Origin of the sequence: Micromonospora sp. NBRC 101691 (assembly GCF_030269285.1) — a bacterium.
GTDB classification, from domain to species: Bacteria; Actinomycetota; Actinomycetes; order Mycobacteriales; family Micromonosporaceae; genus Micromonospora; species Micromonospora echinospora.
In genome coordinates, this window is sequence record NZ_BSTB01000010.1 from 176,862 (window position 1) to 198,272 (window position 21,411).

14 protein-coding genes are annotated in these 21,411 nt (G+C 74.5%); 3 read left to right on the plus strand and 11 right to left on the minus strand.

Annotated features, from left to right (window positions below; genetic code table 11):
* Window positions 1-89: 89 nt before the first annotated feature.
* The 3 genes from QSK20_RS17545 to QSK20_RS17555 form a co-directional block, all read right to left on the minus strand.
* Entirely contained in the window at window positions 90-4,565 is a 4,476-nt protein-coding gene (locus QSK20_RS17545; RefSeq protein WP_285789656.1) for a type VII secretion EssC family protein, read from the minus strand.
* 41 nt (window positions 4,566-4,606) lie between these two features.
* A complete protein-coding gene (locus QSK20_RS17550) occupies window positions 4,607-4,870 on the minus strand; it encodes a WXG100 family type VII secretion target (RefSeq protein WP_088980904.1) in 264 nt (87 codons plus the stop codon).
* Window positions 4,871-4,996: 126 nt separating this feature from the next.
* Window positions 4,997-5,671 (minus strand): FHA domain-containing protein, encoded by a 675-nt coding sequence (locus QSK20_RS17555; protein ID WP_285789657.1) that lies wholly within the window; start codon window positions 5,669-5,671, stop codon window positions 4,997-4,999.
* A gap of 155 nt (window positions 5,672-5,826) precedes the next feature.
* On the opposite strand from QSK20_RS17555, the gene QSK20_RS17560 reads away from it, so the two are divergent.
* Window positions 5,827-8,268 carry a PASTA domain-containing protein gene (locus QSK20_RS17560; protein WP_285789658.1) on the plus strand — a complete coding sequence of 814 codons (2,442 nt, stop codon included), beginning with the start codon at window positions 5,827-5,829 and terminating at the stop codon, window positions 8,266-8,268.
* Between the two features lie 69 nt (window positions 8,269-8,337).
* On the opposite strand, the gene QSK20_RS17565 is transcribed toward QSK20_RS17560, so the two are convergent.
* The 4 genes from QSK20_RS17565 to QSK20_RS17580 all read right to left on the minus strand — a co-directional run bounded on the left by QSK20_RS17565 (window position 8,338) and on the right by QSK20_RS17580 (window position 11,306).
* Window positions 8,338-9,396: a hypothetical protein gene (locus QSK20_RS17565; protein WP_285789659.1), complete on the minus strand. Its 1,059-nt coding sequence runs from the start codon at window positions 9,394-9,396 to the stop codon at window positions 8,338-8,340.
* The gene (locus tag QSK20_RS17570; RefSeq protein WP_285789701.1) at window positions 9,393-9,725 is read right to left on the minus strand and encodes a PadR family transcriptional regulator; all 333 of its coding nucleotides are present in this window, start codon (window positions 9,723-9,725) and stop codon (window positions 9,393-9,395) included. The genes QSK20_RS17565 and QSK20_RS17570 overlap by 4 nt, the downstream gene beginning before the upstream one ends.
* Before the next feature lie 110 nt (window positions 9,726-9,835).
* Window positions 9,836-10,387 (minus strand): DUF5872 domain-containing protein, encoded by a 552-nt coding sequence (locus QSK20_RS17575; protein ID WP_285789660.1) that lies wholly within the window; start codon window positions 10,385-10,387, stop codon window positions 9,836-9,838.
* 220 nt (window positions 10,388-10,607) lie between these two features.
* On the minus strand, window positions 10,608-11,306 hold the full coding sequence (locus QSK20_RS17580; RefSeq protein ID WP_285789661.1) for a hypothetical protein: 699 nt from the start codon (window positions 11,304-11,306) through the stop codon (window positions 10,608-10,610).
* Between the two features lie 408 nt (window positions 11,307-11,714).
* Here QSK20_RS17580 and QSK20_RS17585 point away from each other — a divergent pair, with 408 nt between their 5' ends.
* Window positions 11,715-12,593, plus strand: a complete 879-nt coding sequence (locus tag QSK20_RS17585; RefSeq protein ID WP_285789662.1) for a hypothetical protein — start codon at window positions 11,715-11,717, stop codon at window positions 12,591-12,593.
* Window positions 12,594-12,732: 139 nt separating this feature from the next.
* On the opposite strand, the gene QSK20_RS17590 is transcribed toward QSK20_RS17585, so the two are convergent.
* Complete coding sequence (locus tag QSK20_RS17590; RefSeq protein ID WP_285789663.1) at window positions 12,733-15,603, minus strand: hypothetical protein; 2,871 nt, start codon at window positions 15,601-15,603, stop codon at window positions 12,733-12,735.
* A gap of 3 nt (window positions 15,604-15,606) precedes the next feature.
* Entirely contained in the window at window positions 15,607-17,391 is a 1,785-nt protein-coding gene (locus tag QSK20_RS17595; RefSeq protein WP_285789664.1) for an HSP90 family protein, read from the minus strand.
* A gap of 191 nt (window positions 17,392-17,582) precedes the next feature.
* Between QSK20_RS17595 and QSK20_RS17600 the strand changes: the two genes are divergently transcribed.
* Window positions 17,583-17,984: a hypothetical protein gene (locus QSK20_RS17600; protein ID WP_285789665.1), complete on the plus strand. Its 402-nt coding sequence runs from the start codon at window positions 17,583-17,585 to the stop codon at window positions 17,982-17,984.
* Between the two features lie 39 nt (window positions 17,985-18,023).
* Here QSK20_RS17600 and QSK20_RS17605 read toward each other — a convergent pair whose 3' ends face one another.
* On the minus strand, window positions 18,024-19,631 hold the full coding sequence (locus tag QSK20_RS17605; protein ID WP_285789666.1) for an amidohydrolase: 1,608 nt from the start codon (window positions 19,629-19,631) through the stop codon (window positions 18,024-18,026).
* Window positions 19,632-19,842: 211 nt separating this feature from the next.
* Window positions 19,843-21,402 carry an aminotransferase class I/II-fold pyridoxal phosphate-dependent enzyme gene (locus QSK20_RS17610; RefSeq protein ID WP_285789667.1) on the minus strand — a complete coding sequence of 520 codons (1,560 nt, stop codon included), beginning with the start codon at window positions 21,400-21,402 and terminating at the stop codon, window positions 19,843-19,845.
* Window positions 21,403-21,411: the final 9 nt, after the last annotated feature.

The following is a 21,411-nucleotide window of genomic DNA, read 5'->3' on the forward strand; positions in this document are numbered from 1 at the left end:
GTGGTCGGACCGGTGCGGGGGCGTCGGACCATCCGTCGCGAGCGCCACCGTGGTCGTACCATAGCCGTCCGCTCCCGGGGTCGGGCCACTCATCCACGTACCGCCAGCTCGGGCAGGGGGATCTGGAGTTGACTGGCCCGTCGGCGCAGCATCAGCAGCCCCCGACCGGGCGGCCAGGCGCCGCAGGTCGAGCGGGGCAGCTTGACCTCGAACAGGTCGCCGTCGACGTGGGACACCGGGTTGAGCAGCAGGCCGGCCTGGGCCCGGCACATCCGGGCCAGCCAGCCCCGGTAGCGCAGTTGCACCAGGTCGTCGGTGGTGCCGGCGGCTAGCAGCAGGTTGCCGGTGTCCCGGGCCTGCCGGGCCAGGTCCTCCAGCAGGTGCGCGGCCGACCCGTCGGCGAGCAGTTCGGCGTCGTCGACCAGCACGGTGACCGGACCGGCCAGGTCGGCCAGCACGGCGGCCAGCTCGGCGTCGGCCCGCGGTCCGGTCAGGACGGCCGCTACCCCGGGTCGGCCGGCCAGCTCCTGTACCGGCGACGGACGGGGACAGAGCGCCACCACCGGCAGCGCCTCCGGCCGGCGCAGCAGCGAGTCGGCCAGCGCCAGGAGCGCGCCACTGCGTCCGGTGCCGGGGGCCCCGGCGACCAGGAAGGTGTGCCCGAGTGCGGCGAGGTCCACGTCGACCGGTCCGAGGTGGTCCCCGCCCACGCCGACCGTGCCCACGGTGGGTCGGGTCGGCAGCGGGCCCCGGCGCAGCGCGTCGGCCTCGGCGGCGGTGATGGCCACCGGCAGCGGGTCGACCCGCTGCGGCAGCAGCTCCGCCGGCAGCCCGTCCCAGCGGGAGCGGGTGGCGGCGACGTGCCGCTGCACCGCGGCCGCCTGCACCGTGCCGTCCGGGTCGGGGTCGAGGAGCGCCACCTGGAACATCGTGTTCCCGGGCAGGCCGATCGCCCGTCCCGGTGGCATCGTCCGGGGGGCCTCGCGCGGGTTGATGCCGTACGCGGACAGGTCGTCCGGGTCGGCGTGGGCCAGGATCAGCCGGGTGGCCACCGCTCCGGCGAGGCGGTGGGTGAACCCGGAGCGGTCGGTGGCGAGCACGGTCACCACGCCCACCGCCGGTCCCCGGCGCAGCAGGGAGTCGAGCAGGTCCACCAGCCGTCCGCCGTCGGTCTCGCCGTACCGGGCCACGAACGTCTCGTACCGGTCGAGGACCAGCACCAGGTACGGCAGGGCCTCGGTGTCGGCGACGGCGGCCCGCTGCTCGGCCAGGGCCGCGTACCCGCCGCTGGCCAACAGCCGCTGCCGACGGCCGATCTCGGCGTCCAGCAGGGTGAGCACCCGGGTGGTGCGGTCGCTGTCGTCACCGTCGACGTACGCGCCGCAGTGCGGCAGCCCGGACAGCGGCGCCAACGCCCGGTTGCCCTGGTCGAGCAGGTAGAGGTGCAGGTCGGCCGGGCCGGTCCGCCGGGTCAGCCCGACCACGAGGGAACGCAGCAGGGTGGACCGGCCGCTGCGGGCCATCCCGGCGACCAGCACCGGCCCGGTGCGCTCCAGGTCGAGCAGGTACGGGCGCTGCGCCTGCTGCTCGGGGTGGTCGGCGAGTCCGATCGGCGCGGCCAACGCTCCGCCGCCGGTGCCACCGGGCAGCTCGGCGTCGACCACCAGCTCGGGCAGGGGTGGCAGCCAGGGGCTGTCCGGCGTCCGGATGCCGGCCGCCTCGGCCGCCTCCCGGATCGCCGCGACCAGGACGGTCAGGTCGGTCTCCACCTGGTCCGGGACGGTCGCGCCGGGCACCGGTGACCCCGCCGCCGGCGTCGCGCCGTCGGCCGGGGCCGGGCCGGGTGGGACGGCCGGCGGTTCGGCGGCCGGGACGGGGCCACGCCCCAGGTCCCGGACCCGGCGGGGGCGCAGGGTCACGCTCGTCGGCTCCGCCGTGGCCGCCGCCCGGGGCCAGCCGATCCGGGCGGTCTGCACCAGGGTCAGGTCGCTGTGCCCGGCCCGCAGGTACGCCCGACCGGGCTGGTGCCGGGAGAGCCGGGCGGCGTCCGGTACGTCCACCACGTCGGCGCTGTCGGCCGTGCTGGTGACCCGCAGGCAGATCCGCAGGTTGAGGTTGGCGCGCAGTTCGGCGTTGACCGAGCCGGCCGGTCGTTGGGTGGCCATCACCACGTGCACGCCGAGGCTGCGCCCCCGCATGCCGATGCCGACCACCCCGCTGACGAACTCGGGCACCTCCTCCACCAGCGAGGCGAACTCGTCGATCACGATGACCAGCCGGGGCAGCCGCCCGCCGGTGATCGCCCAGTAGTCCTCGATGTCCTTCGCCGCCGCCTCGGCGAGCAGGGCCTCCCGGCGGCGCAGCTCGGCCCGCAGCGCCGCCAGGGCCCGGTTGACCAGGTGCCCGTCCAGGTCGGTGACCATCCCGACGCAGTGCGGTAGCTGGGCGCACTCGGCGAACGCGCTGCCGCCCTTGTAGTCGACCAGCACCAGGGAGAGCGCGTCCGGGGTGTTGCCGAGCGCCAGGCCGGTGACCAGGGTCTGCAACAGCTCCGACTTGCCCGCGCCGCTGGTGCCGGCGATCAGCGCGTGCGGGCCGTCCCGGCGCAGGTCGACGGTGATCGGTCCGTCCGGTCCGACGCCGAGCAGCAGCCGGGTGGAGCGTCCGGCCGGCTCGGCGGCCCAGCGCTGCCGGATCTGCGCCGGCCCCGGGGTCCGGCCCAGGCCGGCCAACTCCAGCAGCCGCACCGTCTCCGGTACGCCGCCGCCCTCACCCCAGCGCTCCCCGAGCACCCGCAGCGGGGCCAACGCGTACCCCACCCGGGCCGCGCCGCCCGCGTCGAGGCGGTCCAGCAGCACCCCGTCCACATCGGGGTGCTCCGGTCGACGTACCACCGCCCGGGTGCCCGAGCCGCTGTTCACCACCACGGTGGCCCGGCACTCGCCGGGCAGCTCGGTCTCCAGCGCGTCCAGGCAGATCGCGTAGACCCCCACCTCGGGGCCGTCGGCGAGCAGCTCGGCCAGGCCGGGCAGGCCGCGCAGCCGGCGGGCCCCGTCGGCCACCAGGACCAGCCGCCGCCCGGCCGGCGCACCGGCCCGCAGCGTGGCGGCCCGTTCGGCCCGGCGCTGGTCGACGATGCGGCGCAGCCCGGCCAGCCGGGCCCGGGCCTGCTCGGCGTCGGTGGCGACCATCCGGTCGCACTCCAGGTCGGCGGTGTGCGGCAGGGTGTGTGGCAGCCAGCTCAGCCAGGCCCAGTCGTCGGCCTCGTCGCCACCGGTGAGCAGGACGATCCCGACGTCGTGCGGGGCGTGCAGGGTGGCCAGCTGGGCCAGGACCGCGCGGGTGGTGGCCAGCAGCCCGGGCCGGGGACCGGCCAGTCCGAGCACCCCGGCGACGGTCAGGTCGACCGCGACCGGGCTCTGCGCCACCGCCGGCAGCGCCAGGGGCTCGGCGGTCGGATCGAGTTCGGCGCCCGGACCGGTCAGGGTCGCCTCCACGAGCGTCGACGCGAGCCCGACCCGCAGCCGCAGGAAGTCGACGTCCGTCGGACGGCGTTCGAAGAGCCGTCGGGTGGGTCCGGTGGCGGTCCGCAGCAGGCGTCCCGGGTCGGGCAGCTCCTCCCGCCGGGTCCGTCCCTGTTCCTCGGCGAGGCGGTCCAGGCGCTCCGTCAGCTCGGTGCGTTGCCGCTCGTAGTCGGCCAGCGCCTGGCGGTACTCCTTCCGACCGCCGCGCCGGTCGGAGAAGACGTTGGCCAGCAGCAGCAGGGGCGAGAGCGCCATGAAGAGCAGCAGGTAACCGGCGTTCGGGAAGATCGCGTACGCCACCCCGGCCAGCAGCACCGGCAGCAGGATCGCCAGCAGCGGGAACCGTACGGTGCGCGGCGGTTCGGGGCGGCGGGGCACGGTGAGCCGGGGCGTGTCGACGCGGACGGCGATCCGCGGCGGCCGGTTGTACTGGATGGTGCCGGTCGCGTCGACCGGCTCGACCGGGGCGTCGGCCGGGTCCACCGGCCGCAGCGTCAGCACCGTCTCGCCGACGCCGAAGACGTCCCCCGGCGCGACCGGGGTCGGCGCGTCCAGCCGGACGCCCCGCCAGGCCGTACCGTTGCGCGAACCGGCGTCGGTCAGTTCCGCGGCACCGTCCGCTCCGGTGGTCAGACGGGCGTGGACCCGGCTGACCTCGGGATCGGCCAGGACGAGGTCGGCCTCGGGCGACCGTCCGACGGTGAGGTCCGAGCCGGACCGGAACGAGGTGGCCGCCACCCCACCGGCCCCACCGACGACGGCCACCTCGACCGCGCCGACCGTTTCGGGGCCGGCGTCCCCCGGGCGGGTGGCCACCTCGATCCGGCTGCCGGCGGGCAGCGGCAGCTCGGCCAGCCGGGCGGTACGGGACAACGGTCGCCCCCGGAGCCAGAGCCGGACCGGGGCGACCGGCCCCGGACCGGCGTCCGGCAGCACCCGGTCGATCGCTGCGACGAGGTCCGCCACGGTGGCCCGGGCACCGGCCCGCACCACCACCGGGACCTCCCGTCCCCCCACCGCGATCCGAATTTCCCGTTCCATCCCGGCCTCCCGAACCCCGATCCGCACCGACCCCCGACCGGTCAGCCGCCGGCCTGCTCCAGTGCGTCCGCGCGACGCCGCACCTCCAGGGCCGCGTCCTGGAGGGCGGCGGAGAGACGGGTCAGCGCCGGCTCGTACTCGCTGCTCCAGGAGGTCCGGAACCGCTCGGCCGCACCGCCGCGCCAGTAGGTGTTGGCCAGTTCGGTACGCAGCTCGCGCAGCAGGCTGTCCACCGCCGAGCTCTGCCGGTTGAAGTTGGTGTTCAGGGAGTGCAGTTGGCTGATCTCGCCACCGATGACCGACATCGGATCTCCTTCGCTGGTCGGCGTCGTCGACCACGCTAGGCAGCGGCACCGGCCGGCGAAATCGGAAAGGCTCCCCAACTCCCGGCCGGACCGGGCGCCCCGACCGGGCAGCGGAGCGGGCGCCGGTCAGCGACGGAGCAGGGCGAGATCCTCCCGGGTCACCAGGCCACGGCTGATCGCATACTCGGCGAGGTTGGTGAGCGCGCTGAAGCCGGTCATGTTCGGCACCCCGGCGGCGTGCAGCCGGGTCCGCAGGTACTCGATGCGCTTGACCAGCGTGCTGCGGGGCCAGCCGAGCCGGGCCGCCGCCGCCGCGTAGCTCTTCGGGTAGGGGTCGTAGCGGGGCAACTCCTCCAGATACCCGGCGAAGAGCGCCACCATGGCCAGCCGGTCCGCCACGCTGATCATCACCTCGGCGCCGACCGCGGTGGCCTCCGCCACGTCCTCGGGCGGTACCTCGCCGGCCGGCGTCGGGACCGCCGGTGGCAGCAGGGTCAGCCCGTGCTGGCCGTGCGTGCCGTCCACCAGCACCTTGGTCGGACTCTCCACGGCGATCCGCCGGCCGGGTGCCAGCACCGACCGGAAGCCCAGGTCGTCCACGACGGAGAGGGGACGGGTGGTGGAGCTGTTCGTCAGCCACCAGGTGTCGCCCTCCCGGGCCACCGTGCCGGCGATCCGGGAGATGCCGGTGTCGGTCGGGTCCAGGCAGATGGTGCACTCCCGGATCCGGCCGAAGGTCACCCGCTGGTCCGGGTCGGGTTCCACTGTGTGATCGGCCGCCTCGATCCGCATCCCTGTCACCGGTCCCGCGCTCCTTCCCGCGACTGCTGGGGATCCTTCCCCATCCGTCGGACCCGCCGGCCCCAGCGGTCCTCGCCTATTCTCGGACACTGCCGCCTCATCGCGCCGATGCCGCCCCGCGCACCGCGGCCCACCGCGTTCCCTGGAGGATTCCCATGTCCGGCTCCGCTGGAGCATCCACTCCGCAGCGACGTGGTCCGCGCGTGCTGCGCCGACTGGCCGCCGTACGGCCCAGCCGGAAGGCCCTCACCGGGACCCGGCTCAACCGGATCCTGCTGGTGACCGCCGTGGCCGTCGCGGCGACCGCGTTCGCCTTCGGCACCGGTTACCGGTCCTCCCGGGCGGCCTTCGACGACGGCGGGGCGTACCTGCAGAAGTCGTCCCGGGTGGTGCACGTCAACGCGGACAACCGGGACGTCGACGCGCGGACCGCCAAGCAGCTCGCCACCGGGAAGCAGACCCTGGAGGTGGTCCAGGTCGGACCGGAGCTGGTCTACGTGGTCAACAACGAGACCGGTGTGGTCACCCGCCTGCCCACCGAGTCGCTGGAGCCGGAGCCGGTGCAGCGGCGGCCGGACTCCAAGGGCAAGCTCGCCGTGGTCACCGGCGGTGGGTCGACCTACCTGGTCGACGCCGAGCAGGGCACCCTCAACAAGCTCGAACGCAAGGACGGCCCGGGTGCGCCGGTGCCGGCCCCGCGCGTCACCAAGGCGGTCGTCGACGGCAACGGCACCGCCTGGGCGTACGCGCCGGAGAGCGGCGAGCTGGTGCAGATCAGCGGCGGTACGGTCACCGGTAAGCAGCGGGTCACCGGCAGCGGTGAGCAGGTCGGCCTGACCCTGGTCAGCGGCGCGCCGGTGCTCTACCGGCCGGAGACCGGACAGGCGAGCCTCTACGGGCCGGACGGGCTGCGTCGCCAACTCGACCTCGACGCCCGGTACGGCGTCTCCTCCGCCCCCGGCGCTCCGAGCCACCTGGCTGTGGTGGTGCCGAACAGCGGTGAACTGGTGATCGCCGACTTCGGCAGCGGCGAGGTGAAGCGCATGACGCTGCCGGACCGGGCCGGTCACCAGTTCGGCCCTCCGGTCGTCCTCAACGGACGGGTGTACGTACCGGACTTCACCACCCGGCACGTGCTGGTGGTCCCGGTGGCCGAGATGCGGGTGGCCACCTACACCACCGTGCCGGGCACCTCGGCCACCTTCGAGGTGAGCGTCCGGGACAACCGGGTGTGGATCAACGACCCGCACGGCACCGGCATCGTGGTCTCCTTCGACACCAACGGCCGCTCCAACGAGATCGACATCACCGGTCGGGGGGACGATCCGAAGAAGCCGAAGCCGAGCCGGTCGGCCACCCCTCCGCCGCCGCCCAGGACGCCCCGGCCCGTCCCGCCGCCCCGCGCGCCGGAGTTGCTGACCGTCCCCGATCTCGTGGGGTTGGACCGGGCGGCGGCCTGCGCCCGGCTGGAACCGAAGCTGCGCTGCGTGCCGGTGGCCCAGCCGGACGGCGAGGGCGAGACCGACAAGGTGCTCAGCACGAACCCGCCGGCCGGTTCACGGCTCAGCGAGGGCCGCCCGGTGACCGTGGTCTACCGCGGCCCGACCCGGGTGCCCCGGGTGGCCGGACTTCCCGCCGGCGAGGCGTGCCAGGCTCTGATCGCCGCCCGGTTGACGTGTGTGGAGCGGGTCGCCGGGCTCGCCGTCGACGGCAGCAAGGTGCGGGTGGTGACCGGGCAGAGCCCGGCGCCGGAGAGCGCGGCGGACACCAACGCCCCGGTGGAGATCACCTATCCGGCGCAGATCGCGGTCGGCAACTTCGTCGGGCAGCGACACGACACGGCGTGCCCGGTGGGACTGAACTGTGTGCCCCGCGACCTCGGCCCCGGCACTCCCGCGTACATGGTGGTCGCGCAGAACCCCGCCCCCGGCGCGGGCGCGGACCCGGGCTCGAACGTGGTGCTGGACCACTACGCTCACCCGGCCGTGCCGAACCTGGTCGGGATGAGTCCCGACCAGGCCTGCGCCACGCTCCAGTCGGTGCAGTTGGCCTGCAACCGCAACGACAACGCGGTCACCCTCACGGTCAACCAGGTGCAGGCCCAGGACCCGGCAGCCGGGGCCGCGCTGCCGGCGAACTCGGCGGTGACCATCACCTACGAGTCGACCGGGGCGGTGCCGCTGCACCGGTTCAAGGCGCCGGCGCCGAAGCGGGCCAACTTCCTCTCCCCGGGCGGCGGCGGCCCCGGCGGCTGGAGCCAGCAGTCCACCATCGGCCAGGTCTACCCGCCGGGGGCGACGGTGCCCGGGTTGAAGACCATCTACCAGTCGCGCTGTGTCAGCGGCTGCGGAGAAGCGGGTGGCTACTACTACTCGGACAACCCGCAGGCGCAACAGAGCTGGGTGATGGAGGGGCAGGCCTTCGCCTGCTTCGCGGACGCCCCGCCCGGCACCGTCCCGCTGCACGCGCTCTTCCACGGCGCGGACGCGGTCTGGGTCTGGGCGCAGCCCGGCAGCACGGAGTACGACTACTTCAAGCAGCACGGGTTCACCCACCACTTCGAGTTCCGGATCTGCAACGTCTGGCCCCGTCCCTGATCGGACGCCGGCAACCGGACCTCGGCGGCCCCTCCGACGTGGAGTCGGGGGTGTGCCGAGGTCCGGTCGTCATCCGATCGGTGTGGTGGGCCCCAGGGTGTCAGCGGGGGTCGCGGGAAGTCCGCGCAGCGCTCGGGCCGCCCGCCGGGCGACCGGCACTCCCACCGCCAGGACGACGGCGACCTGCGCCCCGGCGAGAACAAACAGCGCGGTGCGCTCTGCCTGGCCGCCGTGGTCGGGCAGGGTCACCAGGCGCAGGGCGAGCGTGGTCGCGGCGAGCAGGGTGAACGCCAGTGACCACGGGAGCCGTGCCGACCGGCCGGGGCGCACGGCCGGGTGGACCAGCATCGCGACGGCGACCAGGAGGCAGCAGAGGCCCGGCCAGTCGAGCAGGCGCAGTTCCGGTCGGGCCGCCTGGAGGGCGACCAGCGGTACGGGGACGAGGAGGATGCCGACCGGCAGCGCGAGCAGCCAGGGGCGGCGCGGCACCGGGGCGCTGCCGTGGGCGAACGCCGCCATGGCCAGGAGCAGGACGACGTCGACGAGCCGGTTCGCCCAGGGCGACACGGTCAGCGGCGCCGAGCCGGTGGCCTGGGCCACGGCGACGGTGACCGTGGGCGGGACGACGGCGACCAGCGCGACCGCCTGGGCCACCCGCCGGTGTCCCAGGACGAGTGCGACGTACGCCGGCAACCAGGCGTAGCCAGCGAGGCCCCACGCCGCGTGCCAGGTGCTCGACGGCGGGGTGAACGCCAGGTCGGGCGGGACGGCCGGCAGCCAGGCGATGTTTCCGGAGAGCCACAGGGTGCCGACGATGCCGCCGGTGGCCATGACGGCGTGGGCCAGCACGGCGGTCAGGGTCGCCAGCCGCACCGCCTGGCCCCAGGCGTACGCCCGGGGTGGCGCGTCCGCCCCGCCGAGGCGCAACCGGACCGCGAGGGAGACGATGCTGGCGACCTCCGACAGGCTCGGCCGACCGCAGTCGAGGACGTCGGCGGTCGTCTCGGGGTCGCCGGTGTCCACGCTGTCGAGGTAGGCGGCGACCATGTCGTCCTCCCACCGCTGCCGGTATCCGGCGGGCAGCAGCCGCAGCACCGCGCGGTAACGCTCCTCCAGCCGACTCGTCACGGCGTCACGTCCGCGATCGGGTTCCGCTGCTCCCGTAGCCGGGTGGAGGCGATGCGGGCGTTCGCCGCCAGGCGCTCGGCCTCCGCGGCGAGGGCGTGGCGTCCCGGCCCGGTCAGCCGGTAGTACCGGCGTAACCGGCCCTGCCACACCTCCTCCCGGTCCGGCTCCACCAGGCCCTCGCCGACGAGCCGGTCCAGGGCCCCGTACAGGGATCCGATCTTCAGCCGTACCCGCCCCTCGGACGCGTCGGTCACGTCGGTGACGATGCCGTAGCCGTGGCGGGGCCCGGCGAGCAGCACGGTGAGGATGAAGAAGGCGGGTTCCGTCATCGCCCGAGGACTCATGCGGCCAATATAATGTCAGACAGGATATCCTGTGAAGCAGGTTGCGTGGACTGATCCCGCCGGCCGGTCGACACGCCGGACCGAACCCCGTCCCGTCAACGGCGGTTCAGCTCCGCCTCCATTCGCTGGATCAACGTCTTGCGGGCCTTGCCGCCGCGTTCGCGCCGCAGCGCCGCCCTGAGCCGGCGGGTGTCGAGGCCTCGCACGAGTTTGGTCGCCTCGGCGACCGGCAGGTCCGTCAACTGCTCGGGCGCGGTGGCCTCCCGGCGCGCCCGACTGGCCGGTCCCGTGTTGCCCACGTACTGCCGCCCGGTCCTGGACGCCTTCCGCTTCCGGGCGTCGGTCGCGCGCTGTTGTTCCTCGGAGAGTCGCGCCCAGGCCTGTTTGGGCAGGTACCGGCTCGTCTCACCGTTGCGGCGCGCGCGGGTGGAGCCCTCCTTCGTCTGCCACTTCTCGGCACCCCACCGTTGCAGGGACCGCTGCCGCTGGTCCTTCGGCCCCTCGTAGCCCCCGCCGCGTTTCTCGTACTCCTTGGTGAGCAGCTGGGACTTGCGGGCCGACCACTGTCCCGGCCGGCCGCCCCGGTCGGAGGCCCTGATCTCCGCCTTGATCTGCTCCCGGAGTTCCGGTTTCGTGTACCGCGCCATACCGTGCCGTTACCCGGTGCCGCCCGTCGCGAACGTCCCCCGGGCCGGCCACCGCCGCCCGGAGCACGGACCGGCCCCGACCGTCCGGAGCGCAGACCGACCTCCACCGCCCGGGAGCGCGGACCGGCGACCGCCGCCCGGTACGCGGGCTGCCGCCGGGATCGGGGCGGTCATGCCGGTGGGCCGGACACCCCGGTCCGGCCCACCGGCGAACAGGTCATCAGTCGAGGGCCGGCAGGTTGGCCTTGCCGTTGTCGACGAAGACGAAGGTCGTGCCCGGCCCCTCGTCCCCCGGCAGCTCGGCCACCAGGCCGTCGGTGGCGGTGGTCCGCACGTAGACGTCCCCGTCACCCCGGATCGCGTACGTCGGGCGGCCCTTCTCGTCCGTGTCCTTCATCCGCTCCAGCGTGAAGAGCTGCCCGGCCGCCGACGTGTCGCAGCCGGCCGACACGATGGTCTTCGGCTTGGTGCCGTTGTCCCGCAGGCCCATGCAGAAGGGCTCACCGCCGCTGCCGGCCTTCGCCGTCTTGATCTGGTGCCGGCCGGCCACCGGGTCGAGGACGAAGAGGGTGTACTCCGCCTCGCCGTCGGTCAGGTTGAGTCGCCCCTTGGGGTCGACGGCCAGGATCGACTCGAACGAGTCGACCGGCGCGATGACGACCTGACGTTCTCCCTGGAGGATCGCGTCGTCGCCACCGCCGCCACCGCCCGACGACGGTGAACCGGTGGGCGCCGACGACGTGGTGGCGGAGGGCGGGGCCGATGGTTCGCCGCTCGGGGGACCGGTCGTGGGGCCGGCCGACGGCGCCGCAGCGGGCTGCCCGTCCGGGTCGGCGGCGCAGCCCTGGGTGAGCAGCAGTCCGGCGCAGAGCACCGCAACCGTGCCGGTACGGGTGGAACGGGGGATCGGACGTTGCATCTCCGGTGCCTCCTCGATCGGCGGGCCGTCTGGTCCGACGGCGCATCGTCGGACATTCCGTATGCTCGTTATCCATCGGTGCCAAACCCGACCGAGGTCATTCCCTCTCCGGGTCCGGCCGCTGTCCGATACCCGTCACCGCCGTCAGAGGTGTTGCGGAGCACGGCGTCGAACCGTGCCGTGACGACGCGACAAGCAGGACGAAACCGCCCCGGTCGACTCGCCGTCGGGGCTGGCGGACCAGCCGGCACACCGGAAAATCGTGCGTCGACTGTGGACGACCTTCCGTAACGTCGGGCGCGGCCGAGAGGCCGGAGCGAGTCGCCCCGCCCGACGACACCCCAGTGTCGTCACCGGCGCGACGGCTGCCACCGCACCGAACCCCCACCGACGAACGAGGAGATTCCCATGCATGCCCGATCCCACCGGGTCCGCGCCGCCGGACGGACCACCCTGTCGCTCGCCCTGGTGTCCGCCACGGCGCTGACGACGCAGCTCACGCTGGTCGCGCCGGCCGCCGCCGCGCTGCCCGGCCTGACCCGGGTGACCAGCACCGGCCCGAGCAACAGCGACTGGAAGACCTGGCAGGCGGCCTGCCCCGCCAACACCCTCCTCATCGGCGGCGGTGGTCGGCTCAACGGCGGCGACGGCCAGGTCGTGATGGACACCATGGTGCCGGTCTTCGGTACGACCGACGTCTACTCGGTGACCGGTCGGGAGGACGACGCCCCCGGCTTCACCGGCAACTGGTCGATCACCGCCACCGCGCTGTGCGCACAGCCACCGGTCGGCTGGGAGCACGCCGACGCGGCCACCGTCTGGAACTCGAACAGCAGCAAGACGATCACCGTGGGCTGCCCGAGCGGCAAGCAGGTGCTCGGCGCCGGGGTGGAGGTCAACGGCGGCCTCGGCCAGGTGGTGGTGGACGACCTGCGTCCGGCCGCCGACCTGAGCAACGTCAGCTTCACGGCGATCGAGGACGGCACCGGGCACTCCGGCACGTGGCAGCTCCGGGGCGAGGTCATCTGCGTGACGCCACCGGCCGGCCTGAACCGGGTCTCCGGTTTCGGGGTGCTCGACTCGACCCCGGTGAAGTCCGCCGTGGCGACCTGCCCGACCGGCCAGCGGGTGCACGGCGTCGGCGGTGAGGTCGACAGCGGGGCCGGCCAGGTCCGGATGACCGGCGTCGACCTGCTCTCGGACACCCAGGTCCGGGTGACCGCCGCCGAGGACGAGGACGGCTTCGCCGGCAACTGGGCGCCCCGGGCGTACGCGATCTGCGCCTGATCCAGCGGTCCTGGGCGAGGCGAGCGCCGCACCGGGCGGAGGGCGACCTCCACCCGGGCGGCCGCCACCCGGATGCCGGCACCGTCCACCGCCGTCCGGCCGCGGACGCGAAGCCCCGCCGGCAGCCGGACGCGTACGGTCACCCGTCGAGGTCGTGTTCCTCGCGTACCGCGCTCGCCTCGTCCGACCGGCCCAGCCCGTCCAGTGCCCGGGCCAGCAGCCAGGCCGCCTGCTGCGCCGGCCGTGAACCGGTGGGCAGCCCGCCGAGCACCCGGCGCAGCAGGTGCTCCGCCTCGGCCGGCCGGTCGAGGCGGAGCAGCAGGTCGCCGGTGAGCACGTCGACCTGGGCCGCCTCGCCGAAGGCCTCGATCGACCGGAGCCGGTCGGGCACGCCGGTCAGCCGTTCCAGCGCCTCGTCCGGCCGGTCGGCGTCGGCCAGCACCCGCGCCCCGGCCTCGGCCGCCAACGCCAGTTCGTACGTCACCACCGGCTCCTGGTCCGGGTCGGCGGCGAGGATCGCCGCGAGCGCGTCCACCGTCTCGACGGCGCGCACCGCTGCCGGGCCGTCGCCGGCCCAGAGCCGGGCGTACGCCTCACGGCGGCGGGCCCGGAGTTCGTCGACCCGGTGCCCGGCGAGACGGTACGCCTGCGCCGCCTCGGCGAACCGCTGTGCGGCCTGGGCGTCCCGGTCGGCGTCGTAGAGCACGCTGCCGGCCTCCTCCAGCACCTGGGCGCGGTGCGGGAGGTTGTCCGGCCCGTCCAGGTTCTCGGCGAGCTGGGCCAGCAGCGCCAACGCCGGATCGATCTCGCCGAGTCCCCGGTAGACCTCGGCGAGCAGGTGCCGGCAGCGGTCCGCCTCGGCCTGCGCGCCGAGCCGGTCGAGCCCGAGCACCGCCTCCTCGGCGACCTCCGCGGCCTCGCCGAGCCGGCCGGCGACCCGGTACGCGTTCGCCAGCTCCCAGCGCAGGAAGGCGTCCCCCTCGGCCCCCCGCTCCACGCAGAGCGTCACCGCCTCGGCGAAGTCGTCGACCGCCTCGCCGGCCCGTCCGGCGGCCATCAGGGCCCGGGCCCGGGTCACCCGCGCCGGCACCAGCATCCCGGGCGGGGCCACCGCCAGCGCCTCGTCGCAGGCGGTCACCGCGTCCGCCGGGTCGTCCGCCGTCCGGGCGGACGCCAGACAGGCCGCCGCCAGCAGCTCCCCGAGGCCCAGCTCGCGGCCGTGCCGCCGGGCCACCTCCGCCGCCTCCCGGCACTCCGGGACCTGCTCCAGCGCGTCGAGCACCTGGACACGGTGCAGCGCCACCCGGGCCGCGAGGTACGGGTCGCCACCCCCGTCCGCCGGCACCCGGTCCAGCGCGGCGAGCGCCTCCGTCCAGCGCTGCGCGCACATCGACGCCAGCGCGACCCGGTCGTGCGCGGCGGCGCGGAGCCGGTCGTCGCCGAGCCGGTCCAGCGCCTCGGCGGCGGTGCTGGCCAGCGTCAGCCCCTCCCCGGCGTCCTCGCCGGTCACCGCGAGCAGCACCCCGAGCCGGCCGGTCACCACCTGGGCCCGGACCTCGTCGCCGAGCTCCCGGTACGCGGCCAGCGCCGCCCGGTTGGCCTCGATCGCGACCGGGAGTTCCGCGTCGTCGCCCAGTTCGGCCGCGCGCAGCTCCAGCCGTCGTGCCGCCGTGGCCGGGGGCGTTCCGCCTCCGGCGAACCGGTCGTCGTACGCGGCCAGAACGGTCCGGAGGCCGTTCTGGTCGTGCCGTCGCCAACGCTCCTCGGCGAGGTCGAGAAGCTGGTCGGGACCGGCGTCGGCGGGGATCTCGACCGGCGGCACGGCACCGCTCCCCGCATCGACGGCCGGGCCGCCTCCGCCCGGGGCGGTGGTGCCGGTGGTCGGGCGGACCGGGCGGCGACGCAGGCTCGCCGAGAGCGGCAGGTGCTCGCCGGTCGGCCGGGTTGCGAGGCGGTGGGCGACCAGCTCGGACTGGTGGGTGGTGCCGTTGCGGGCGTCGAACCGGGCGGCCAGCGCGGTGGCGGCCTCCGCCAGCTCGTCGGCGAGACGGGCGGCCGGGACGTCGGCGGCCGGCCGGTCGGCGGCGGCCCGCCGGTAGACCGTCAGGGCGCCGTCCACCTGCCGCAGGGCGGCGCTCGCGGCGGCCGCGAAGTGCATGGCGGCGGCCGGCGACGGCGCGCGGTCCAGCCAGTCCAGGTGCCGCTCGACCAGCTCCAGCGCGCCGGCCCCGTTGCCGGTGACCGTGCGGAACTCGACGTGGTCGCCGATCTCCCACAGGTCGGCGAGGTTCCCGCGCATCCGGCGGTACGCCTCCCGGTGCGCGTTCCGCGCCTCGTCGTGCCGGCCGGTGCGCAGGTACGGCACGAGGAGCGTGGTCATGATCGACTGCGGCTGCTCGGGGCAGTTGAGCCGCCCGGCGAGCACCGGCTCGGCCAGGGCGACCGCCTCGGCGTGCCGGCCGGTGTCGGCGAAGTACCGGACCTGGGTGGTCGGGTCGCACCCGGCGCAGTCGGAGAGGTCGTCACGCGGCGTGGTCTGCCAGAGCCGGTGCCAGTGCGCCGCCGCCTCGGCGTCGCCGACGTGGTCGGCCACCATGAACCGGTGCTTGTGGACGGTCTGGAGGCTGTGCCCGCCCGCGCGGTAGCGCCGCTCCATGTCGTCGAGCACCGCGCGGGTGCGGTCCAGCGGCACCTCGGGGAACTTCAGCAGGCCGTTGACCATGTACTTGAAGTGCCAGAGCAGCTGCCGGGCGGCCCGCGCGTGGTAGGGCTGCGGGTCCCGGTCGAACTCGGCCAGGCACCAGGAGAAGGTCACGAAGGACTTGGCCGGCTCGCCACCGTAGATGTAGACGGTGGTGCCCTGCATCCGGGTGACGAAGGCCAACTCCCGGTCGTCGGCGGCGTCGACCCGCCGGAGCAACTGTTCCAGGGCGGCGATCTGCCCCGCTCCGTACGGCATGTTGCTGACCTCGCGGAGCACCCGCCACAGGTCCTCGTCGCTGGTGGACACCGATCACTCCCGTCCGGGTACGGCCCGGCCGAGCAGGCCGAGGAAGGAACTGTTCAACAGCGCGGCGTCGGCCGCGCGGATCGGATGGTGGCCGAGCAGCAGCGCCTGACCGTACAGCGCCTCGACGGCGAGCCCGACCAGCTCCGGGTCGGTCAGCGTGCTGACCCGGCGGACCAGCGGGTTGCGGTGGTTGAGCACCAGTTGCGGGCGGTCCGGCGGGGCGGACGCGGCGAGCGCGTCGAGCACCCCGCCCCACAGCTCGTCGGCCCGGTCCCGGCTGGCCGTGAGCTGGTCGTGGAACGCCGCCGACCGGCTGACCAGGTAGAGCGCCGGCAGCGACACCGGGTCGTACGCCCGGAACACCACCTCGCAGCCGGTCCGCTCCAGCGCACGCTGGGCGGCGACCAGGAACGGCCGCAGGGCCAGCTCGACCTGCGGGTCGAGGCTGTCGAAGCGGGTGGTCAGGTCGCTCGGCTCCAGCCGCTCGATGAGCACCGACCGGTCCACGGTGGGCAGCCGCTCGATCAGCTCGGTGTCGTAGGTGTAGCCGCCGTTGACCACGGCCAGGTCCTGCGCGGCGGCCACCGCGGCAAGCTGGCGGAACTCGTCCAGGCTGGCGGCGTACCGGATCAGGCCGTGCCGCTGGCGGAACTCGGCCAGGGTCAGCGTGCCCACGTTGGTGTCCATCGGCCACCACTGGTCGACCAGGCGGAGCATCTCGTCGTCGTGCAGCGCCAGCGCCTTCACCCCGAGGTGGTGCACCTGGAGGAACTCGGCCAGCCGGCGCGGGGCGTGCTTCGCCAGCCGGACGAGCCAGCCGCGCACCTGGTCGCCGAGCGCCTCGCGGGTGGCGGTCAGCAGGGTGTCCTCGTAGAGCGCCTCCCGGCTGGCGGTCGGTCGCAGTTCGCTGGCGTCGACCACGCAGTGGGCGAAGAACGCCCAGTCCGGCAGCAGGCCGTCGGCGTGCTCGGTGAGCAGCATCCGCTTGAGGTAGACCCGGTGGCCGGTCCGGGCCGCCGGGTTCACCGGGTCGGGCAGGACGAACGCGACACCGGTCAGTCCCGCTTCCGGCACGGACAGCGGCAGCACGTCGAACGGGTCGACGCCGAGGGTCTCGCGCGCGTACCGGACCAGCGCGGCGCGGTCCACCGGCGCGCCGGGCGTGGTCGGCCAGGGCGGCGGACCGGCGGTGGTCACCACGTCGCCGACCCGGACGGTGACCGGCAGCAGCGAGCCGAAGAGCCGGGCCAGGTCGGTGACGGTCGGGGTGGCGAACCACTGCTCGGCGTCCCGTCGCGGGACCAGCGTGACCGTGGTGCCCGGCTCGCTCCGCCCGGCTCCCGGTGCGGGCTCGACGGCGTAGCGGCCGTCGGAGTGGCCGGTCCAGCACACCGTCGGCTGGTCGCCGTGCCGGGTGACGACCCGGATCTCGTCGGCCACCAGGAAGCAGGAGAGCAGCCCGATGCCGAACTGGCCGAGGAACTCGTGCCGGGAGAAGCCCAGCTCGTCCCGCTTGGAGCTGCGGCCGATGGTGGCCAGCAGTTCGTGCACCTGCGCCTCGGTGAGCCCGATGCCGGTGTCGTGCACCCGCAACGTCCCGTCGCCGGTCAGCTCGGGCGGCTCGATCCGGATCAACGCGGGCGCGTCCGGCTCGGTCGCCCGCCGCGCGGTGATCGCGTCCACCGCGTTCTGCATCAGCTCGCGGACGTACACCCGCGGGCTGCCGTAGAGATGATGACTGAGCAGGTCGACCACGCCTCGTAGGTCGACCTGGAAGGTGTGGTCCACGCCTGGTGTGCTCCCCGTCCTGAGTCGGCGCCCACCGTACCGGCGCACCCCGACACGCCGCCTCCCCCTTTCACCCGCCCGCCCGTCGCTCGACCGGTCCGGTGTGGCGGCACATCGACTCAATAGATGGACATAGATAGACTGACGGTCGGCCCACCACGGGTTCCGACCCCCTCCGGGAGAAGGCGGCCATGACCCCACGGCTCACCGGCACCGCGTCGTCCCTCGCCCTGCTCGCCTCGATCGGCCTCGCCGGCGCGACACCGGCGCAGGCCGCGACACCCGGCGCCCTCGGCTCGGCGGCGATCACCGTCGACGCGGTCGGCGCGTCCAGCAGCCTGCTCCTGCACGTCAACGGCACCGTCACGTGCAGCGCCCCGACGGGCACGGCCGAGGTCACCGCCATCGGGGTGCAGGTCCTGCCCTGGGCGATGGGCTCGGCGTCGGTCACCGTGCCGTGCGCCGCCGGGCCGGTGCCCTGGGAGGTCGCCATCGTGGCGAACTGGACGCTCTTCCACGACGTCACCGTCAACGCCCTGATGGGCGACAGTAACGGCGGCGCCGCCTCGGTCTCCGTCCTCGGCCGCGCCTGACCCGCCCCGCCCGGGCCACCGGCCACCGGTCGGGCGGGGTCAGCGTTGCCAGCGGACGACGCCGCCGACGACGGTGAGCGCCACGGCCAGGTCGCGCAGGTCCGCCGGCGCGACCTGGTACGGGTCGCGCGGCAGCACGATGAAGTCGGCGAGCATCCCCGGCCGCAGCCGCCCCTTCAGGTGCTCCTCGTAGGAGGCGTACGCGCCGGCGGCGGTGAAGCCGTGCAGCGCCGCGTCGAGGTCGAGCCGCTCGTGCGGGTCCACCCCGCCGGGCGGGGTGCCGTCCGGCTGCTGCCGGGTCACCGCGGCGTGGATGCCGTGGAACGGGTCGGGATCCTCGACCGGGGCGTCCGACCCGAACGCCACCGTGGCCCCGGTGTCCAGCAGGCTGCGCCAGGCGTACGACGCCAACTCCCGGCCGGCGAGCATGCTGCTGGTCAGCGGGATGTCGCTGGTGCAGTGGGTCGGCTGCATCGAGGCGGTCACGCCCAGCCGGGCGAGCAGCGGCACGTCCGCCGGACGCAGGTGCTGGGTGTGTTCGATCCGGTGCCGCAGTCGGGGCACCGCCCCGGCGGAGGCCGGGTCGGTGCACGCCGTCTCCTGCCAGCGGGCGTACGCGCGCAGCACCATCCGGTTCGCCGCGTCGCCGATGGCGTGTGCCGCCACGGCGATGCCGGCCCCGGACGCCTTCGCCACGAGCCGCTCGAACTCCTCCGCCGGGGTCACCGCGATGCCGTGGTTGTCCGGCTCGCCCTCGTACGGCTCGGTCATCAGGCAGGTGTGTGAGCCGAGCGCCCCGTCGGTGAAGATCTTGACCGGTCCGGTACGCAGCCAGCGGTCCCCGTCGCCGGTCGCCCAGCCCCGGTCGATCGCCTCGTCCAACGCGGTCGACGGGATCGACTTGTGCACCCGCAACGGCAGCTCGCCCCGGGCGTACAGGGTCTCGTACGCGGCCCGGCAGTCCTGCCCGTCGAGGTCGTGGATGCTGGTGAGGCCGACGGCGAGCAGCCGGGGCAGGTGGGTGCGCAACTGCTCGACCAGGTCCCCGGAGAGCGCGGAGCGCATCATGTCGTACGCCGCGTCGCCGGCCGCCTCCCGCAGGATGCCGGTCGGCTCGCCGTGCCCGTCCCGGACGATCTGCCCGCCGACCGGGTCGGGGGTGTGGGCGTCGATGCCGAGCCGCCGCAGGGCGGCGCTGTTGACCCAGGTGGTGTGCCCGTCGATGCTGGGCAGCACGGCGGGCCGGTCGGGGCAGACCCGGTCCAGGTCGGCCCGGGTCGGCTGCACCGGCCGGGCCCACCTGTGGCTGTCCCAGCGACCGCCGAACAGCCAGGCGCCGGGTGGCAGGGTGGCGGCGTGCCGCGTGATCCGGGTCAACGCCTCGTCGAGGCTGGTGGTGCCGCGCAGGTCGACCTGTTCCAGCCCGCGCACGTAGAGCGCCGAGTGGATGTGGCTGTCGATGAGGCCGGGCAGTACGGTCATCCCGGCCAGGTCGACGCGGCGTGTCCCGGCCCCGGCCCGGTCCCGGCACTCGTCCCGGTCCCCCACGGCGACGATGCGCTCGCCGCGTACCAGCATCGCCTCGGCGCGCGGACGGGCGGGGTCCAGCGTGTGGATCCGGGCGTTCTCGAAAACCGTGTCGGTCATGAGGGCCTGATTCGACGTACGGGCAGGGTCCACCATGCTAGTGCCGGCCCACGCCGGTCGGGGCCCCGGCGACGCTGGCCCGGCCACGCGAACCGCACCCGGCCCGGCGGTCCCCGCCCGCGTCCCGTCCCGCCCGGGACGCGGGCGGGTCCGTACCCGCACCGGTACGGATCCGCCCCACCCGGCCGCGACGCGGCCCGTCGTCGGTCGGCTAGCGGGGGGCGCTGCCGAACGCGCTGGACAGGTACCCCCGGGCGTCGGCGATGGCGCCCTCGATGATCCGGGCCGCCTCGCGGGCCTCCTCGGGCCGGTGCCCGGCCTGCACCTGGAGCCGGAACCGGGACGACCCGGTCGGGGTCACCGGGAACTCCACCATGAACGCGAGCACCCCCCGGTCGAAGAGGAGCCGGTTCGCGATCCGGGCGAGCTTCTCGTTGCCGATCAGCAGCGGCACGATCGGGGACGGCTCACCCATGCAGGTCAGGCCGCGCGTGGTGAGGCCGTCGCGCAGGGCGTCGATCGCGGCGAAGAGCTGCGCGCGCAGCGCGTCCCCCTCGGCCGACCGGATGATCCGGGTGGCCTCCAGCACCACCGCGGTCTGCACCGGCGAGAGCGCGTTCGAGAAGAAGTGCGAGCCACCGAACATCTTGATGTACTGCTTGAGCGCCGGGGAGTTGGAGGCCACGAAGCCGCCGTTGGAGCAGAACGTCTTCGAGAACGCGCCCATCACGATGTCGATCTCGCCGAGCAGGTTCTGAAGGCCCAGCACGCCCGTGCCGCCCGGCCCCATCGAGCCGAGGTCGTGGGCGACGTCGACCAGCAGGGTGGCGTCGTACTCCCGGCAGACCTGCTGGAGGGTGACCAGGTCGGGCCAGTCCGCGTCCACCGAGAAGAGGCCGTCGGTCACCACGAGGATGCCGTTCCGGGTGTCGGTGGCCCGGATCTCGACCAGGTGCTGACGGACCGCCTCGACGTTGAGGTGCTCGTAGCGCACCACGTTGCGGGTCGCGGCCCGCGCGCCCTGTTGCAGGCAGGAGTGCGCCAGCCGGTCGATCAGGATGTGGTCGGACTGGCGGACCAGCCCCACCACCGCGCCGAAGCCGGCCGCCCACCCGGTGGGGAAGAGCGTGACGTGGTCGAGCTGCACCAGGTCGCCGAGGGCCGCCTCCAGCTCGTTGGAGATGTGGGTGTTGCCGAGCACCATCGGCGAGCCGGCGCTGTGCGGGCCGTAGTCGCGCATCGCCCGGGCCGCCGCCTCACGGATGCCGGGGTGGGTGTTGAACGACAGGTAGTCCTGCGAGTTGAAGTTGATGCCCCGGGTCTGCTTGCCGAGGTCGTTGGTGATCTGGGCGATGCTGTCCGGGGCGGCCTCCAGCACCCGGGAGTACTGCCAGGTCTCGGTCCGGCGGCGGGCCTCCACCCAGCCGTAGAAGTCCTCCGTGCGGGCCAGCAGGTTCCGGCCGGCGGGCCGGTAGAAGTCGTAGGCGTTCTTGTCCAGCGCGTACTCCTCGTCGGGGTCGACGGGATTGCGCAGGTGGGCCGGCTCCCACATCTCGGTGAGGTCCTCGACGATCCGGGCGAGTTCGCCGTCGGCCCCGGACGCGTCGAGGTCGGCGAAGTCGTCCCAGGGGACGTGGGTGGCCCAGTTGCGGGTCATCTCGGAGACCTCGACGGCGGTCTTCGCCATGGTCTCGACGTCGCCGCGACGGGCCGCGTCGAGGATGATCTCGATCAGCTCGCCGTCGTCACGCTGGTGCAGCTCGGTGGTCATGGTGTCGTC

What these genes read in the sequence shown, in the direction of transcription:
- QSK20_RS17545 (WP_285789656.1), bottom strand. Translation starts at nt 4,565, where the DNA reads ATGGAACGGGAAATTCGGATCGCGGTGGGGGGACGGGAGGTCCCGGTG.
- QSK20_RS17550 (WP_088980904.1), bottom strand. Translation starts at nt 4,870, where the DNA reads ATGTCGGTCATCGGTGGCGAGATCAGCCAACTGCACTCCCTGAACACC.
- QSK20_RS17560 (WP_285789658.1), top strand. Translation starts at nt 5,827, where the DNA reads ATGTCCGGCTCCGCTGGAGCATCCACTCCGCAGCGACGTGGTCCGCGC.
- QSK20_RS17570 (WP_285789701.1), bottom strand. Translation starts at nt 9,725, where the DNA reads ATGACGGAACCCGCCTTCTTCATCCTCACCGTGCTGCTCGCCGGGCCC.
- QSK20_RS17575 (WP_285789660.1), bottom strand. Translation starts at nt 10,387, where the DNA reads ATGGCGCGGTACACGAAACCGGAACTCCGGGAGCAGATCAAGGCGGAG.
- QSK20_RS17580 (WP_285789661.1), bottom strand. Translation starts at nt 11,306, where the DNA reads ATGCAACGTCCGATCCCCCGTTCCACCCGTACCGGCACGGTTGCGGTG.
- QSK20_RS17585 (WP_285789662.1), top strand. Translation starts at nt 11,715, where the DNA reads ATGCATGCCCGATCCCACCGGGTCCGCGCCGCCGGACGGACCACCCTG.
- QSK20_RS17600 (WP_285789665.1), top strand. Translation starts at nt 17,583, where the DNA reads ATGACCCCACGGCTCACCGGCACCGCGTCGTCCCTCGCCCTGCTCGCC.
- QSK20_RS17605 (WP_285789666.1), bottom strand. Translation starts at nt 19,631, where the DNA reads ATGACCGACACGGTTTTCGAGAACGCCCGGATCCACACGCTGGACCCC.
- QSK20_RS17610 (WP_285789667.1), bottom strand. Translation starts at nt 21,402, where the DNA reads ATGACCACCGAGCTGCACCAGCGTGACGACGGCGAGCTGATCGAGATC.